The sequence below is a fragment of the Variovorax boronicumulans genome (assembly GCF_029892485.1).
Lineage (GTDB): Bacteria > Pseudomonadota > Gammaproteobacteria > Burkholderiales > Burkholderiaceae_C > Variovorax > Variovorax boronicumulans_B.
The window spans coordinates 1,057,662-1,073,496 of sequence record NZ_JARXVG010000001.1; the positions used below are offsets into that span (position 1 = coordinate 1,057,662).

Below are 15,835 nucleotides of genomic sequence, written 5' to 3' on the forward strand. Positions count from 1 at the left end.
GGCGCAGCGACCGGAACACGGGGGGATTCAGCGAGTGGAAGGCGGGCCGCGCGCGTCGAACAGCGCAACCCAGCGGGCGATGGCCTCGCCCTGCAGATAAGCAAAAGTGGCCGAGGGCAGCAGCACTGGCAGCACCACCAGCGGCACGCCGGGGACGCTCGATCCGTGCGAGAGCTGGTCGTACAGACGGCACTCGGCATCGGTGTGATCGCCGAAGAGGCTGACCACGCCGTGGCCCGCATGAACGTGGGCGCTCTTGTCAGTTTGTGTCGTCTGCACCGTGGCTGCCGCAGCCGGCAGGCCCGGCACGTGCAGCGAACGGTGCATCACGCCCAGCGTGCCCGCAAACCACAGCGCGATCGCCAGCACGACGAGGATCGCGCGGGTCGAAAAGTGCGGGGATTGACGGGTGGCGAGCTGCACGGAACGAAGGGGATCAGGCCTTGACGCGGGAGGCGAAGGTCTTCTGGAACTTCTCGACCTTGGGGCCGACGACGAACGCGCAGTAGCCCTGGTTCGGGTTGTTCAGGAAGTAGTCCTGGTGGTAGGCCTCGGCCGTCGAGTAGTTGGCGAGTTGCGCTACCTCGGTCACGACGGGCGCGCTGTAGGTCTTGCTGGCTTCGATCTCGCGAATGACCTCTTCGGCCACCTGCTTTTGCGCGTCGCTCGTGTAGTAGATGCCGCTGCGGTATTGGGTGCCGACGTCGTTGCCCTGGCGGTTGAGCGTTGTCGGGTCATGCACGACGAAGAAGATCTCGAGGATTTCGCGCAGGCTGATCTGGGCGGGGTCGAATTCGAGCTTCACGACCTCGGCATGGCCAGTGCGGCCGGTGCAGACCTGCTCATAGGTCGGATTGACCACCTGGCCGTTGCAATAACCCGACTCCACGTCCAGCACGCCCTGCACGCGGTCGAAAACCGCCTCGGTGCACCAGAAGCAGCCTCCACCGAGCACGATGGATTCGGTGGGCGACGATGAAGAAGACATGGGCACTGCTCCGGCGGGGTTGGAAAACGCGAACCCGATATTGTCGCGGCTTGACGCGGCGGATGCCGGTCACTACATTACTAACCCGCGAGTCATTAACCCACATGTCCTCTCCCCGCTCCCTTGTCGACAAGTTCTGCCCGGTCCGCTCCAAGCGCGAACGCCGGAAAGAGGCGCGCCCCGGCGAACTGCTCGCGGCCGCGCTCGACCTGTTCGTGGAAAAAGGCTTTGCCGCCACCCGCTCCGAAGAAGTGGCGGCGCGCGCCGGCGTTTCCAAGGGCACGCTCTTTCTGTATTTCCCGAGCAAGGAAGAGCTCTTCAAGGCCGTGATCATGGAGAGTCTCGGTGGCCGTTTCACCGAGTGGAACGCCGAATTCGAGGCCTTCGAAGGCACCACGGCCGAGATGCTGCGCTACTGCATGAACGTGTGGTGGGAACGGGTGGGCATGACCAAGGCCTCGGGCCTGACCAAGCTCATGATGAGCGAAGGCGGCAATTTTCCCGAGCTGGCGGAGTTCTACCGCCAGCAGGTGGTGCGCCCCGGACACGATCTGCTGCGGCGCATCCTGCAGCGCGGCATCGACCGCGGCGAATTCGCACCGGTCGACATCGACCATGCGATCTATTCGGTGATCGCGCCCATGGTCTTCCTGATGCTCTGGAAGCACTCGGCCATGGTCTGCGTCGACGGAGAAAGCGCTCTGGACCCCGAGAAATTCCTCGCCACCCAGGCTGAAACCGTGCTCTACGGGCTCAGCGTGCGCCCCGGGGACAAGGCATGAAGAAGTCTTTTGTATGGCCGAGCGGGCCGCTGGCGACATCCGGGCCACCTAAAATTGAAGGTTTGTCCTGAGCCCACAAGGAAAGCCACGCCATGAACCCCACCCCTACCCTCGAGCGCTTGCGCTTCAACATGATCGAACAGCAGATCCGCCCCTGGGATGTGCTGGACCTGGACATCCTCGACCTGCTGGCCACCATCCACCGGGAAGACTACGTGCCGGAAGCCCACCGCACGCTCTCCTTCTTCGACATGGAACTGCCGCTGCTCGACGGCTCCGTGCCCGGCGAATTCATGCTGTCGCCCAAGGTCGAGGCCCGCACGCTGCACGACCTGAAAGTGCAGAAACACGAGTCCGTGCTCGAAATCGGCACCGGTTCGGGTTTCATGGCCGCCCTGCTCGGCGCCCGCGCCGCCCAGGTGCTGTCGCTCGAAATCAACCCCGTGCTGGCCGCCCGCGCCGCCGAGACGCTGCGCCGGAACGGCGTGAGCAACGTCGAAGTGCGCCATGCCGACGGCGCCGTGCCGCTGCCGAGCGGCCCGAGCTTCGACGTGATCGTGCTCAGCGGCTCGGTCGCCCGCATTCCGCAGAACCTGCTGGGATCGCTCAAGGTCGGCGGCCGCCTCGCGGCCATCGTGGGCGAAGAGCCGATGATGCGCGCCCACTTCGTCACCCGCTCGAGCGAAAGCAAGTGGGACACGGTCCAGCCCTGGGACACCGTGGCACCGCGCCTGCTGAACTTCCCCGAGCCCTCGCGCTTCTCGTTCTGAGCGGGCCGCACAAATGATCGACCAAGTCCGCCCCGCCGACCTCGCCGCCTGGTTCGCACAGGACGCCGATGCCGCCCCCGTGCTGCTCGACGTGCGCGAACCGTGGGAGCTGCAGACGGCGAGCGTCGCGCCCGTGGGCTTCACGCTGGTGGCGATCCCGATGAATGAAATTCCGGGCCGCCTCGCCGAGTTGGGCGAAGGCCAGCGCATTGCATGCCTCTGCCACCACGGCGCGCGCAGCCAGCGCGTGGCCGCCTTCCTGAACCAGAACGGCTTTGACCAGCTCGCCAACGTGGCGGGCGGCATCGACGCCTGGTCCTCGCACGACCCTTCGGTCCCGCGCTACTGATTCTTTCCCTCAAGGACGTTCAATGCCTCCACGGCCCCGGCTTCTGCCACTTTCCGCAGCACTCGCCAGCGTTATCGCGACCCTGCTTGCACTGCCGGCCCAAGGCCAGACACTGAACGAACTCTACGACTCCGCCCGCGGCTACGACGCCACGTACCAGGGCGCCCGGGCGCAGTACGACGCGAACGTTGCGCGCGCCGCGCAGGCCAAGGCCGGCATCCTGCCGGCCGTCGGGCTCACGGCCGGCGTGAACCGCAGCAACCTCGACATCGACACCCTCACGGGCACCAGCCGCGGCGCCAGCGCCTCGCGCGACTTCAACACGCAGAACGTCGGCATCAATGCCACGCAGCCGCTCTACCGTCCCGCCAACTGGGCCACCTACGAGCAGGGCAAGCGCCAGGCGGAGATCGCGCAGGCAGTGTTCACCACCGCCGAGCAGGACCTGATCGTGCGCGTGAGCCAGGCGTATTTCGACGTGCTCGCGAGCCAGGACAGCCTGGCGCTCGTGCGCGCGCAAAAGGTCGCCGTGGCCGAGCAGCTCGCATCGGCCAAGCGCAACTTCGAGGTCGGCACCTCCACCATCACTGATTCGCGCGAAGCCCAGGCCCGCTACGACCTGGTGATCGCACAGGAGATCGCCGCCGAGAACGACCTGCAGGTCAAGAAGATCGTGCTCGACCAACTCGTCGGCCGCCCCGGCAGCGTGCCGGTGCCGCTGGCCGTGCCGGTGGTGCTGCCCACCGCCCAGCCCGCCGACATCAACGCGTGGGTCGCGCAGGCCGACGAGGTGCATCCCGCGATCCAGCAGGCACGCCTCGGCCTCGACGTGGCCGGACTCGAAGTGCAGAAGGCGCAGGCCGGCCACAAGCCCACGCTCGATGCCAACCTCGGCTACAACGTCACGCGCAATCCGACGGGCACCAGCACCAGCACCACGGGCACGCGCGTCAACGCCGCCACAGTCGGCGTCACCTTCAACCTGCCGCTGTTCGCGGGCTTCGCGACCGAGAACCGCATCAAGGAAACGCTGGCGCTCGAAGAGCAGTCGCGCAGCGTGCTCGACGGCACCCGGCGCAGCGTGGCCCAGGCCACGCGCGCGGCCTACCTCGGGCTGGTGTCGGGTGCGGGCCAGGTCAAGGCGCTGGAAGCGGCCGAGGCCTCGAGCCAGAGTGCGCTCGACGCCAACAAGCTCGGCTACCAGGTGGGCGTGCGCATCAACATCGACGTGCTCAACTCGCAGAGCCAGTTGTTCCAGACCAAGCGCGACCTCGCACAGGCGCGCTACAACGTGCTGCTGGGCAACCTGAAGCTGCGCCAGGCCAACGGCACGCTGACGACGTCGGACATGGATGCGATCAACGCCACGCTCGCGAGTAGCGGCAGCACGCCGGCCGTGCCTTCGGCCACGCCTGCGGACCGTTCTTCCGCGCCTTCGACGACGGTGGCGCCGCGCAGCATTCCGGTGGTACCGCCGGTGCCGGTGCAGCCATTCAATCCTGCGCCGCCCGCGATGCCTTCGGCGCCGGTGCCGCCGGTGATCGTGAATCCGCCGGTGCGCTGAGCGGAAGTCGGGACTTTCTTTCTCCCTCCCCTCCCGGGGGAGGGTCGGGGTGGGGGAACGACGGCCTCGGCCCCTGCACAGCGCTCGTTGGGGCGCTTGCCCCCATCCCAGCCTTCCCCCGGAAGGGGAAGGAGCAATGCAAAAAATCAGTCCAGGGTCGGTTCCGCGCGCTCGGGTTCGTCTGCCAGCGGCGCGTTCTCAGCCGCCACCGGCTCCGCAGCCTGCGCAATCGCCAGCACAGCCGCCGCCGTCCGCTCCGCCGCCCCGCGGTTCGATGACGAGAACGCCAGCGCGGCTTGCGCCATCGCCGTGCGCCGCTCGGGGTTCTCCACCAGCTTCAGCGCCGCCGTCACCGCCTGCTCCATGCCTTCGACGCGCAGCGACGCGCCCGCCGCCAGCGACAGTTGCGCCGCCTCGGTGAAGTTGAAGGTCGATGGGCCCATTACCACCGGGCAGCCGCACGCGGCCGGCTCGATGAGGTTCTGCCCACCCAGCGGCTCGAAGCTGCCGCCGAGCAGCGCCACGTCGGCCAGGCCGTAGTACAGCGCCATCTCGCCGAGCGAGTCGCCGAGCCAGATTTCCGCATCGGACGGCTGGCCCGCCGCGCTGCGGCGCGCGACCGCGAAGCCCTGCGATTCGATCAGCGCCGCCACCTCGTCGAAGCGTTGCGGATGGCGCGGCACGATCATCCATTGCACGTCGTGCACGCGCTTGGCGATCGAGCGGATCGCACCCTGCTCGGGCGGCACGGGCGAGGTCGCACCGAAGCGCTTGAGCACCTCGAGCAGCATGCGCTCCTCGCCGTCGCGCGAACTCGCGAGCACGATCATCGGCTTGGGCAGGCGTTCGCGCAGCGAGGTCGCCGCGGTGAGCTGCCGCGCGTCTGGCGTTGCATCGAACTTGAGGTTGCCGTAGATGCCGGCCACCTTGGCGCCCAGCGACACCAGCCGGTGCGCATCGGCCTCGGTCTGCGCCCACACGGCCGTGAGCGCCGAGTACGCGGGCCGCGCGAGCCAGCCCAGGCGCTCGGCCGCGGCCAGCGATTTTTCGTTGAGCCGCGCATTGGCCAGCACCAGCGGAATGCGGCGCTCGGCGCAGGCCGCGGCCATCACGGGCCAGACCTCGGTTTCCATCAGCACGCCGATGCGTGGCTTGAAGCGGTCCAGGAAGCGCGCGACGGCGCCCGGCGTGTCCCACGGCTGCCAGACCTGCGTGTCGCCGGGCTCGAGCAGCTTGGCGCCCTCCTCGCGGCCGGTGGCGGTGCCGTGCGTGAGCAGGATCGGGATGCCCGGGTACTGCCGGCGCAGCTCGGCAATGAGGATCGCGGCCGCGCGCGTTTCGCCGAGCGACACCGCGTGCACCCAGCACTGGGCCTCGCCGACGATGGATTCGTCGTAGTGGCCGAAGCGCTCCTCGACGGCCACGGCATAGCCCGGCTCGGCCTCCGCGCGGCGCCGCAGCTTGCGGCGCACCAGCGGTTGCACGACGGTGGTGAAGGCGCCGTACAGGCGCAGCAGCAAGGAACGCACGGGAGGTGTCAGTGGGAAGCTTCGGCCAGCTTGGCGTCGGGTTTGACGGTCTGCAGCAACGCGAGCATTTCAGCCTGAATGCGGTGGAGCGCCGCGTCGGTCTGGCCTTCGAAGCGCAGCACCAGCACGGGGGTGGTGTTGGAAGCGCGGATCAGGCCGAAGCCATCGGGCCAGTCCACGCGCAGGCCGTCGATGGTCGAGACCTTGGCGGGCGCGGCGAAGCTGGCGCTCTTGACGAGCGTGTCGACCACCGCGTGCGGCTCGCCCTCGGCGCAGGCGACGTTCAGTTCGGGCGTCGAGAAGCTGGTGGGCAGTGCGTTGAGCACGTCGCTCGCGTCCGGGCTCTTGCTCAGGATCTCGAGCAATCGGCAGCCGGCATAGGTGCCGTCGTCGAAGCCGAACCAGCGCTCCTTGAAGAAGATGTGGCCGCTCATCTCGCCGCCCAGCGGCGAATCGATTTCCTTCATCTTCGCCTTGATGAGCGAGTGGCCGGTCTTGTAGATCAGCGGCTTGCCGCCCGCGGCCTCGATGGCGGGCGCCAGGCGCTGCGAGCACTTCACGTCGTAGACGATGGTGCCGCCTGGCACGCGGGAGAGCACGTCCTGCGCGAAGAGTTGCATCTGGCGGTCGGGGAAGATGTTCTGGCCGTCCTTGGTGACGATGCCCAGGCGGTCGCCGTCGCCGTCGAAGGCCAGGCCCAGCTCGGCCTCGCCCTTGGCCAGTTCGGCCATCAGGTCCTTGAGGTTCTCGAGCTTGCTCGGATCGGGGTGGTGGTTGGGGAAATCGCCGTCGACTTCGCTGAAGAGCTCGACCACCTCGCAGCCGATAGCGCGGAAGATGGCGGGGGCCGTGGCGCCCGCGATGCCGTTGCCCGAATCGACCACGATCTTCATGGGGCGTGCGAGCTTGATGTCGCCGGCGATGCGCTGCGTGTAGGCGTCGGTCACGTCGACCTTGCGCACGCTGCCGCCGGGAGCGAGCCTGGCTGTGCCGTCTTCCATGGTCTTGCGCAGGCCCTGGATCTCGTCGCCGTAGATCGCGCGGCCGGCCAGCACCATCTTGAAGCCGTTGTAGTCCTTGGGATTGTGGCTGCCGGTGACCTGGATGCCGCTGCTGCACAGCGTGTGGGCCGCGAAATAGAGCATCGGCGTGGTCACCGCGCCCACGTCGATCACCTCGACGCCGGTGGCCACCAGGCCCTTGATCAGCGCCTCGACCAATGCCGGCCCCGACAGGCGGCCGTCGCGTCCCACGGCCACGGCCTTTTCGCCGGCGGCGCGGGCGGCGCTGCCGAATGCGCGGCCGAGCGCTTCCGCGACCTCGGCATCGAGGGTGACGGGCACGACGCCGCGGATGTCATAGGCCTTGAAGATCGATGCGCTGAGCTGCATGAAGGGCGTTTCCCTGTGGGTTTCGGAACGGGGCATTGTAGGCAACGCCCCATGCGCCCACATGTCCGGAAACGGCCAGTTGAAACGAGGCGAAACCGTATCATTTGCCCATGCCTTCCACCCACGCCCCCTCTGAAGCGCTCGAGAGCGACGCCTGCTACCTGGCGATGAAGACGCACGATGCGCGCTTCGACGGGTCGTTCTTCACCGCCGTGACCTCCACCGGCATCTATTGCCGGCCGGTCTGCCGCGTCAAGCTGCCGCGGCGCGAGAACTGCCGGTTCTTCCGCCATGCGGCGCAGGCCGAGGCAGAGGGCTTCCGCCCCTGCCTGCGCTGCCGGCCCGAGCTGGCGCCGCGGGCGGCCAGCTGGTCCACCGAAGACGCCTCGCGCATCCTCGCGCTGCAGGCCGCACGGCTGATCGACGAGCCCGATGCATGGGCCGAAGAAGGCCCCGGTGCCGCGCAGATCGCCGCGCGCCTGGGCGTGAGCGACCGGCACCTGCGGCGCATCTTCGAGGCGCAGTTCGGCGTCTCGCCGCTTCAGTACCTGCAAACGCGCCGCCTGCTGGCCGCCAAGCAGCTGATCGCCGACACCCGCCTGCCGATGACGCAGGTGGCGCTGGCCAGCGGCTTTGCGAGCGTGCGGCGCTTCAATGCCGCCTTCGTCGAGCACTACGGGCTGAACCCGAGCGCCCTGCGGCGTGCGGGTGGCGCACAGGGTGGCGAAGGCAAGGCGATCGAGGTGCGGCTGGGCTTTCGCCCGCCCTACGACGTGAACGCGATGCTCGGTTTCTTCGCACGCCGCGCGCTGCGGGGCGTCGAGGTGGCGACGACGGCCGACGGCAAGGCGCCCGCCAAGGGCAGCACGCCGACCTATGTACGCCTTGCCCGCACATTGCGCGTGCAGCAGGGCGGACAGGCCCACGCCGGATGGCTGCAGCTGCGCTTCGACATCGAACGCGAGCAGATGCTGCTGTCGGTCAGCGATTCGCTCGCCGCGGTGCTGCCGATCGTGATCAGCCGCGCCCGCGCCATGCTCGATCTCGACGCCGAACCGATGGCGATCAACGCGGCGCTGCATGCGGCCTTTCCGCACGGCGACGGCCTCCGCGTACCCGGCACGGTCGACGGCTTCGAGCTCGCGGTGCGCGCGGTGCTGGGCCAGCAGATCACGGTGGCCGCGGCGCGCACGCTGGGCTCGCGGCTGGTCGAGGCGTTCGGCGAACCCATCGCCACGCCCTTCGATGGCCTGGACCGGCTTTTTCCCACACCGGCGGCCATTGCCGCAGCCAGCGGCGACGCACTCGGGCAACTGGGCATCGTGCGGCAGCGGCAGGCCGCATTGCAGGCCGTCGCGCGCGAAGTGGCGGCCGGCAAGCTGGCACTGCATGCGGGCGCCGACGTGCCCTCGACCATCGCCGCACTGCAGGAACTCCCCGGCATCGGCGCCTGGACCGCGCAGTACATCGCGATGCGCGCGCTGCGGTGGCCCGATGCCTTCCCAGCCGGCGACATCGCGCTGCAGAAAGCGCTGGGCGTGACCACCGCACGCGCGGCCAGCGAGGCATCGCAGGCGTGGCGCCCCTGGCGCGGCTATGCGGTGCTGCGGGCGTGGCACGCACCGTCTCCCGGCACGGCAGCCGCGGAAGCGGCGCCCGATTCTTCCAACATCACCACGGCAGGCCTCGCCGCCTGAAATGCCATGAAGTTCAAGAGCAAGACCATCTACACCTCGCACATCGACACGCCACTGGGCGGCATCACGATGGCGGCCACCGACCAGGGCCTGGCCGGCGCCTGGTTCGACCAGCAGCGCCACTGGCCCGACACCACAGGCTGGATCACGAAAGACGACCACCCCGCGCTCGTCGAAGCCGGCACGCAGCTGCGCGACTACTTCGCGGGCAAGCGCGGCGACTTCGACATGCCGCTCGACCTGTCGCACGGCACCGCGTTCCAGCAGAGCGTGTGGCAGGCGCTGCTCGGCATTCCCGCGGGCAAGACCATGACCTACGGCGCGCTCAGCGCGCACGTCGGCAACCCGGCCGCGGTGCGCGCGGTGGGCGCGGCGGTCGGGCGCAACCCGATCAGCGTGATCGTGCCCTGCCACCGCGTGCTCGGCTCCGATGGCTCGCTGACCGGTTACGCTGGCGGGCTTCATCGCAAGACAGCCCTGCTGGAGCTAGAGGGCGCAAGATAAAACAACAGAGGGACGCATGAGCACGACAACACAGAACAACATCGCCGCCAGCACCGCCAAGCCCTGGCTCATCGACCTCGTACTGCTCGGGGCCTTGTGGGGAGCGTCTTTCCTTTTCATGCGCATCGGCGCGGCCGAGTTCGGTGCGCTGCCGACGGCTGCGGTGCGGGTTGCGATTGCCGCGCTGTTCCTGCTGCCGATCGCGCTGCTGCGCGGGCAGGGGCCAGCGCTGGCGCAGCACTGGAAGGCCACCTTCGGGGTCGGCGTCTTCAATTCGGGGATGCCGTTCGCGCTCTTCTGCTTTGCGCTCCTGACCATCAACTCCGGCCTCGCCGCCGTGATCAACGCGACCGTGCCGATGTTCGGCGCGCTGGTGGCATGGGCCTGGTTTCGCGAGCGGCCGAACGGCTCGCGCATCGTCGGCCTGGTGATCGGCTTTGCCGGCGTCGCGATGCTTGCGAGCCGCAGCGCCGGCCTGCACGCCGGCGCCAGCAGCAACGCCGCGCTGTGGGCCGTCATTGCCTGCCTCGCGGCGTGCCTCTGCTACGGCATCTCGGCCAGCGCCACGCGCCGCTACCTGGTCGGCGTACCGCCGCTGGCCACCGCAACCGGCAGCCAGCTGGGCGCCACGCTCTTCCTCGCGCTTCCCGCCATCTGGCTCTGGCCCGCGCAGATGCCCAGCCTGCGCGCATGGCTCGCGCTGCTGGCGCTGGGCATCGCGTGCACGGGCGTGGCGTACATCCTGTTCTTCCGGCTGATCGAACGCGCCGGACCGGCACGCGCGCTGACCGTGACCTTCCTGGTGCCGGTGTTCGCGCTCTTCTACGGCGCGGTGTTCCTTGGCGAGAACATCACGCAGTGGATGCTGATCTCCGCCGTCGTGATCGTGTGCGGCGTGGCGCTCTCCACCGGCATCGTCCACCTCGGTCCCAAACCCAGGACAGCCTGACGCCGACGCTGGCGCTCAGATGGCGCCAGCTACAACGTTGATGGAAAGCGCCAGCACCAGCATGTTGAACGCAAAGGCCAGCACGCTGTGGACCAGCGTGATGCGCCGCATCTCGCGCGATGTGGCCTGCACGTCGGACACCTGCGAGGTCATGCCGATCACGTACGAGTAGTAGAGAAAGTCGAAGTAGTCCGGGGCATCGTCCTTGCCCGGGAAGTCCAGGCCGCCGTCGTGCCTGCCGCCTTTCTGGTCGATGTAGTAGCGGTGCGCGTAGTGGAAGGCGTAGATCGTGTGCATCATCAGCCACGAGCCGGCCAGTGCCACCACGCCGAGCAGCACGTGCCCGGCGCGCTCCCAGCCGGTCAGTTCCTTGACCTGTTGCAGCAGCATCGCGATGGCGACCACGCTCACGGCGACCACCACCAGCATCGACACCAGGATCATCAGGTTGGGCTGGTCCAGCGACTGCGCCCGCTCGCGCGTGCGCCGTGCATCGAAGGTCTCGATCAGCCACCAGGTCAGCACCTGGTAGACCAGCACGCCCGCGCACCAACCCGCCAGCCCGCGCGCCATGCCATCGACGGGCCAGGGCACCAGCGCGACGGCTCCGCCGATCGCCGTGCCATAGAGAAGACGCTGCGGACCCGTGGTGGTGGAGAGATGTTTGCGCATGCGGCACTGTAGTGCCGGCGTCGCCTCCATCGAAAAATTCCTACAACAACACCGGCATTCGACGCATCCGGCGTCGTGCACCGATTCATTAAGGTACTGCCGTTTTCAAGGGGGTCGCGCCCAGGCACTGCATACATCGCGCACTGCGGACCGGCCGCGTGCGCCCCAGGCAAGTTGCCAGAGGCTTCTTTCATCTTCCCGAAGGATTTTCATGTTGTCGCTTCGTTCCCGGCCGTTCGACTGGACGGCCAGATTCGGCGCCCTTGGCGCCCTGGTGGGTTCCGGCTTTCTCTTTGCCACCGCCCCCGCGCTGGCCGACCCTTCACCGGCGCTGGACCGGTTCAGCTTCTCGGTGGGCGGCTTCAACGCCGATCCGAAACTCAACGCCTCGCTGGCCACGCCCTACGGCTCGCTGCAATCGGGCGACATCAAGCCCGGCCGGGTGACCATGCCCCGCGTCACGGCCGACCTGCTGCTCGGCGACAGCCAGGGCATCTCGTTCGACTACTACCGCTACAAGCGCGACTACGACGGCGCGCTCAACAGCAACACCTCGCTCGGCCCCTTCGGCACGCTGAGCGCCGTCGGCAACGCGAACTTCAACACCAAGCTGGAATTCGCCAAGCTCTCGTACAAGTGGTGGCTCGGCTCGGGCAACACTGTGTTCGGCCTGGGCGCCGGTGCGGCCTACTACCGCGCGACGCTGGGCGCCAGTGCGCTCGCCTCCGTGAACGGCCAGTTCGGCACGATCGAGCGGAGTTCCAGCGACAACGCCATTGCACCGCTGCTGGAGATCGGCGTGCGCCACGCCATCACGCCCGACCTGCGCCTGTTCGCCGATGCCTCGGGCGTCTGGAAGAGCAGCGGCCGCTTCCACGGCAACATCTACAACGCCTCGGCCGGCGTCGAGTGGTTCCCGGTGAAGAACGTGGGCGTGGTGCTCTCCTATGGCGTGACCAACATCGACCTGACGCGCGACAGCGACTTCGCCGACTCGCGGCTCAAGGTGCGGCTGCAAGGCCCCTCGGCCTTCGTCAAGGCGCGCTTCTGACGCGCACACCGACCCTGCAGGCGGCCCGCTTCGGCGGGCTTTTCTTCGCGTAGCCACTCTTCGCAAGACGCGATGCCGGCGCCAGCCTTAGGCTGCGCTGCGCCATCGAACGAACCCACGAACGAAGACCGGAGACACGAAGCCATGCCTGCTGCAGTCCGCCCAGAGTCCACGCCACAGTCGCCCCAGCGCATTGCACGCATTGCGCTGGGCGACGTGATCCACCGCTCCGCGCGCCGCTTCGGCGCACGCACCGCGCTCGTCGAAGGCGGGCACCGCATGTCCTACCGCGAGCTCGATGCGGCATCGAACCGCTTCGCGCACCACCTGCTGGGCCTGGGCCTCGCTAGCGGCGAGCGAGTGGGCATGCTGTGCAACAACTCGATCCAGATGGTGGTCGCGCTGCTCGGCATCCAGAAGGCCGGGCTGGTGTGGGTGCCGATCAACACCGCGCTCGCGGTCGATGCGATCGGCTACATCCTCGGGCATGCGGAGATACGCCACGTGGTGATCGACACGGCGCTCCACGCGAAGCCCGAGCTGCGCGAACTGCTGCAGCAAGCGGGCATCGCGCCCATGCTCTGCGTGCTCGACGGCGACACGCCACCCGAGGGCATCGCCACCGTGCCGCAGGCGATCTCGCAGGGCCCCGTCACGCTGCCCGAAGTGGACATCGACAGCGCGCAGCTCGCGCTCATCATGTACACCAGCGGCACCACCGGCCGGCAGAAAGGCGTGATGCATTCGCACGCTTCGGTGCACTCGGTGCTCCTGAGCAACATGGTCGAATGGGGCAGCAGTCCCGAGCGCTGCGACGTGTGGAGCAGCGTGCTGCCGCTGTTTCATTGCGGCCAGCACACGGTGCTGATGTCGGCGCTGGCGGTAGGCGGCGCGCTGGTGCTGTTTCGCGGCTTCGACCCGGGCGCGGTGCTCACCGCCATCGAACGCCATCGCATCACCGTGATGGTCGGCCTGCCGATGATGTACGGCGCGCTGCTCGCGCATCCGCAGCGTGCGGCGCTCGACCTGTCGAGCCTGCGCCTGTGCGTGTATGCGATGGCGCCGATGTCGCGCACGCTGCTGCTGCGCCTGCTGGACGAGTTCTGCCCGAACTTCGCATTGGTCTCGGGCCAGACCGAGATGTATCCCGGCGCCACCATCTTCGAGGTGCAGGAACAGCGCCGGCGCTTCGGCTCCTACTGGGGCGTCGGCACGCTGGTGAACGAAGTCGCGGTGATGGGCGACGGCGGAGAACTGCTGGCACCGAACCAGGTCGGCGAGATCGTCTTCCGCGGCCCCAACGTCATGCTCGGCTATTACAAGGACGCGGAGGCGACGGCGAATGTGCAGCGCTTCGGCTGGCACCACTCGGGCGACCTCGGCAAGCTCGACGACGACGGGCAGTTGATCTTTCTCGACCGGCTCAAGGACATGGTGAAGTCCGGCGGCGAGAACGTGCCCTCGCTCAAGGTAGAAGAGGTGCTGCTGCGGCATCCCGCGGTGTTGAACGCAGCGGTGGTCGGGTTGCCGCACGACCACTGGGGCGAGGCCATCACCGCCTTCGTCACGCGCCGGCCCGATGCGCCTGCAGACCTCACCGCAGCGGACCTCACGGCGCATTGCCGGGAGCACCTGGGCGGCTTCGAGGTGCCGAAGGAAATCGTCTTCCTCGCGGCGCTGCCGATGACCTCGACCGGAAAGATCCAGAAGTTCGAACTGCGCCAGGCCCACGGGGCCCATTACCAGCGGTAGCCAGGCTTTGCCGCGTCGCCGGGTCACTCCGTGAAGTTGTCCTTGATCAGGTCCACCACGTCCGACGACCGGCCGCTCAGCACCGCCTTCGCCGAATACAGAATCGTGCCCGCGACCTGGCTGAACTCCACCTTCGGCGGCATCACCAGCTCCGTGCGGTTGACCGTCACGTCCAGCAAGGCCGGCCCGGGGTGTGCCAGGAAGGCGCGCACCGCGTCGGGCAACTGTTCCGCGCGCTCCACCTTCTGCCCGTGGAAACCGATCACCTCCGCGAGCCGGGCGAAGTCGGGGTTCAGCAGATCGGTGTAGTTGTCGAGCAGGCCTTCGACCTTCTGCTCGAGTTCCACGAAGTTCAGGCTCGCGTTGTTGTAGACCACGACCTTGATCGGCAGCTTCTCCTGCACCGCGGTCATGAGGTCGCCCAGCAGCATCGCCAGGCCACCGTCGCCCGAGAGCGAGATCACCTGCCGCCCTGGATACGCCTTCTGCGCGCCCAGCGCCTGCGGCATCGCATTGGCCATGGTGCCGTGCAACAGGCTCACGAGCGTGCGGCGCCGGCCGTTCATGCTGAGGTGGCGCAGCGACCACACCATCGGGCTGCCGCCATCGGCGGTGAAGATGGCGTCGTCGGCCGCCAGTTCGTCGATGACGCGCGTGAGGTGCTGCGGATGGATCAACCCCTCCTTGCCGGGCCGCTCGTCGCGCCGCAGCGTCTGGACCGCCTCCTTGCGATGGGCGAGGCATTCGTCGAGAAAGCTGCGGTCGCTGCGCTCTTCGAGCAGCGGAATCAGCGCCTCGATGGTGTGCGCCACATCGCCCACCAGCCCCAGCGCCACCGGATGGCGCCGCCCGAGATGGCTGCCGTCGGTGTCGATCTGCAGGATGGTCGCCTCGGCCGGATAGAACTGGCTCCAGGCGAAATCGGCACCGAGCAGCAGCAAGGTGTCGCACGCCTGCAGCGCGCGGTAGCCCGACTCCACGCCGAAGATGCCGCTCATGCCCATGTTGAAAGGGTTGTCGTACTCCACGAAATCCTTGGCGCGCGAGGTGTGGGCGATGGGCGCCTTCAGGCACTGCCCGAGCGCGAGCAGCATCTCGTGTGCGCCCTCGCAGCCATGGCCGGCGTAGATCGCGATCTTCTTGCCCTTGCCGAGCAGGGCCGCCAGTTGCGCGAGTTCATCGTCGTTGGGGCGGACCACCGGCGCGGTGCGATGCACGGCGAAGGTCAGGCCTTCCTTGACCTCTGTCTGTGCGATGTCGCTCGGAAGAATGACCACCGCCACGCCGCGCCGGGACAGCGCCGCCTGTGCCGCGAGGGCCACGACCCGCTGCGCCTGCCCGGCCGACTGCACCTGCTCGCAGAACACGCTGCAGCCGGCGTACAGCGACTTGAAGTCGACCTCCTGCGGAAACGCCATGCCGAGCTCGGCCGTCACGATCTGGCTCGCGATCAGCACCATCGGCGCGCGGTTGCGGTTGGCCTCGTACACGCCGTTGATGAAGTGCAGCCCGCCCGGCCCGCACGAACCCGCGCAGGCCGAGAGCTCGCCGGTCAGGTAGGACTCGGCGCCCGCCGCGAAGGCGGCCGCCTCTTCGTGCCGCACATGCACCCATTCAATCTCGCTGCGGCGGATGGCATCGGTCACATGGTTCAGCGTATCCCCGACGATGCCGTAACAGCGTTTGACGCCGGCTTGCTGCAGGGTTTCGATGACGAGGTCGGCGACTTTCCGGTGGGCCATGCGTGCTTCCTTTGCTGTGCTTCCTTGCTGGGAATGCACAGGCTAGGTAACCCTCGCGCCGACTCCGTGGGCGGGTTTCGGAAGCCTCGGTAGGA

15 protein-coding genes are annotated in these 15,835 nt (G+C 68.1%); 9 read left to right on the top strand and 6 right to left on the bottom strand.

The features are described from left to right. Positions 1–27 precede the first annotated feature (27 nt). Positions 28–423 (bottom strand): hypothetical protein, encoded by a 396-nt coding sequence (locus tag M2282_RS05045; protein WP_280807664.1) that lies wholly within the window; start codon positions 421–423, stop codon positions 28–30. 13 nt (positions 424–436) lie between these two features. Further along, on the bottom strand, positions 437–988 hold the full coding sequence (gene msrA, locus M2282_RS05050; RefSeq protein WP_280807665.1) for a peptide-methionine (S)-S-oxide reductase MsrA: 552 nt from the start codon (positions 986–988) through the stop codon (positions 437–439). 104 nt (positions 989–1,092) lie between these two features. Here msrA and M2282_RS05055 point away from each other — a divergent pair, with 104 nt between their 5' ends. The 4 genes from M2282_RS05055 to M2282_RS05070 all read left to right on the top strand — a co-directional run bounded on the left by M2282_RS05055 (position 1,093) and on the right by M2282_RS05070 (position 4,453). Continuing rightward, entirely contained in the window at positions 1,093–1,770 is a 678-nt protein-coding gene (locus M2282_RS05055) for a TetR/AcrR family transcriptional regulator (RefSeq protein WP_280807666.1), read from the top strand. A gap of 92 nt (positions 1,771–1,862) precedes the next feature. Beyond that, positions 1,863–2,540, top strand: a complete 678-nt coding sequence (locus tag M2282_RS05060; protein WP_280807667.1) for a protein-L-isoaspartate O-methyltransferase family protein — start codon at positions 1,863–1,865, stop codon at positions 2,538–2,540. A 13-nt stretch (positions 2,541–2,553) separates the two neighbouring features. Continuing rightward, positions 2,554–2,889, top strand: coding sequence for a rhodanese-like domain-containing protein (locus M2282_RS05065; RefSeq protein WP_280807668.1), 336 nt, complete (start codon positions 2,554–2,556; stop codon positions 2,887–2,889). A 22-nt stretch (positions 2,890–2,911) separates the two neighbouring features. Then, the gene (locus tag M2282_RS05070; RefSeq protein WP_280807669.1) at positions 2,912–4,453 is read left to right on the top strand and encodes a TolC family outer membrane protein; all 1,542 of its coding nucleotides are present in this window, start codon (positions 2,912–2,914) and stop codon (positions 4,451–4,453) included. 146 nt (positions 4,454–4,599) lie between these two features. Here the strand turns inward: M2282_RS05070 and M2282_RS05075 are convergent, their stop codons facing one another. Next, positions 4,600–5,982, bottom strand: a complete 1,383-nt coding sequence (locus M2282_RS05075; RefSeq protein WP_280807670.1) for a 3-deoxy-D-manno-octulosonic acid transferase — start codon at positions 5,980–5,982, stop codon at positions 4,600–4,602. Between the two features lie 8 nt (positions 5,983–5,990). Further along, positions 5,991–7,373, bottom strand: coding sequence for a phosphomannomutase/phosphoglucomutase (locus M2282_RS05080; RefSeq protein WP_280807671.1), 1,383 nt, complete (start codon positions 7,371–7,373; stop codon positions 5,991–5,993). 110 nt (positions 7,374–7,483) lie between these two features. On the opposite strand from M2282_RS05080, the gene M2282_RS05085 reads away from it, so the two are divergent. From M2282_RS05085 to M2282_RS05095, 3 genes are read left to right on the top strand one after another with little or no spacing between them, the layout of a single operon-like run. Continuing rightward, complete coding sequence (locus M2282_RS05085) at positions 7,484–9,070, top strand: DNA-3-methyladenine glycosylase 2 family protein (protein ID WP_280807672.1); 1,587 nt, start codon at positions 7,484–7,486, stop codon at positions 9,068–9,070. A gap of 6 nt (positions 9,071–9,076) precedes the next feature. After that, on the top strand, positions 9,077–9,574 hold the full coding sequence (locus tag M2282_RS05090) for a methylated-DNA--[protein]-cysteine S-methyltransferase (protein WP_280807673.1): 498 nt from the start codon (positions 9,077–9,079) through the stop codon (positions 9,572–9,574). 16 nt (positions 9,575–9,590) lie between these two features. Continuing rightward, positions 9,591–10,523: a DMT family transporter gene (locus M2282_RS05095; protein ID WP_280807674.1), complete on the top strand. Its 933-nt coding sequence runs from the start codon at positions 9,591–9,593 to the stop codon at positions 10,521–10,523. Positions 10,524–10,538: 15 nt separating this feature from the next. Here the strand turns inward: M2282_RS05095 and M2282_RS05100 are convergent, their stop codons facing one another. Continuing rightward, a complete protein-coding gene (locus M2282_RS05100; protein ID WP_280807675.1) occupies positions 10,539–11,195 on the bottom strand; it encodes a DUF1345 domain-containing protein in 657 nt (218 codons plus the stop codon). A 211-nt stretch (positions 11,196–11,406) separates the two neighbouring features. Here M2282_RS05100 and M2282_RS05105 point away from each other — a divergent pair, with 211 nt between their 5' ends. Both M2282_RS05105 and M2282_RS05110 read left to right on the top strand, forming a co-directional pair. Then, complete coding sequence (locus M2282_RS05105) at positions 11,407–12,246, top strand: hypothetical protein (protein ID WP_280807676.1); 840 nt, start codon at positions 11,407–11,409, stop codon at positions 12,244–12,246. A 144-nt stretch (positions 12,247–12,390) separates the two neighbouring features. Continuing rightward, on the top strand, positions 12,391–13,998 hold the full coding sequence (locus M2282_RS05110; RefSeq protein WP_280807677.1) for a class I adenylate-forming enzyme family protein: 1,608 nt from the start codon (positions 12,391–12,393) through the stop codon (positions 13,996–13,998). 23 nt (positions 13,999–14,021) lie between these two features. Here M2282_RS05110 and M2282_RS05115 read toward each other — a convergent pair whose 3' ends face one another. Next, on the bottom strand, positions 14,022–15,740 hold the full coding sequence (locus tag M2282_RS05115) for a thiamine pyrophosphate-dependent enzyme (RefSeq protein ID WP_280807678.1): 1,719 nt from the start codon (positions 15,738–15,740) through the stop codon (positions 14,022–14,024). Positions 15,741–15,835 lie beyond the last annotated feature (95 nt).

Bases quoted from the DNA above. Each gene is read 5' to 3' on its own strand.
- M2282_RS05080 (WP_280807671.1), bottom strand. From the start codon at position 7,373: ATGCAGCTCAGCGCATCGATCTTCAAGGCCTATGACATCCGCGGCGTC.
- M2282_RS05060 (WP_280807667.1), top strand. From the start codon at position 1,863: ATGAACCCCACCCCTACCCTCGAGCGCTTGCGCTTCAACATGATCGAA.
- M2282_RS05090 (WP_280807673.1), top strand. From the start codon at position 9,077: ATGAAGTTCAAGAGCAAGACCATCTACACCTCGCACATCGACACGCCA.
- M2282_RS05095 (WP_280807674.1), top strand. From the start codon at position 9,591: ATGAGCACGACAACACAGAACAACATCGCCGCCAGCACCGCCAAGCCC.
- M2282_RS05085 (WP_280807672.1), top strand. From the start codon at position 7,484: ATGCCTTCCACCCACGCCCCCTCTGAAGCGCTCGAGAGCGACGCCTGC.
- M2282_RS05105 (WP_280807676.1), top strand. From the start codon at position 11,407: ATGTTGTCGCTTCGTTCCCGGCCGTTCGACTGGACGGCCAGATTCGGC.
- M2282_RS05070 (WP_280807669.1), top strand. From the start codon at position 2,912: ATGCCTCCACGGCCCCGGCTTCTGCCACTTTCCGCAGCACTCGCCAGC.
- M2282_RS05065 (WP_280807668.1), top strand. From the start codon at position 2,554: ATGATCGACCAAGTCCGCCCCGCCGACCTCGCCGCCTGGTTCGCACAG.
- M2282_RS05110 (WP_280807677.1), top strand. From the start codon at position 12,391: ATGCCTGCTGCAGTCCGCCCAGAGTCCACGCCACAGTCGCCCCAGCGC.
- M2282_RS05100 (WP_280807675.1), bottom strand. From the start codon at position 11,195: ATGCGCAAACATCTCTCCACCACCACGGGTCCGCAGCGTCTTCTCTAT.
- M2282_RS05115 (WP_280807678.1), bottom strand. From the start codon at position 15,740: ATGGCCCACCGGAAAGTCGCCGACCTCGTCATCGAAACCCTGCAGCAA.
- msrA (WP_280807665.1), bottom strand. From the start codon at position 988: ATGTCTTCTTCATCGTCGCCCACCGAATCCATCGTGCTCGGTGGAGGC.
- M2282_RS05055 (WP_280807666.1), top strand. From the start codon at position 1,093: ATGTCCTCTCCCCGCTCCCTTGTCGACAAGTTCTGCCCGGTCCGCTCC.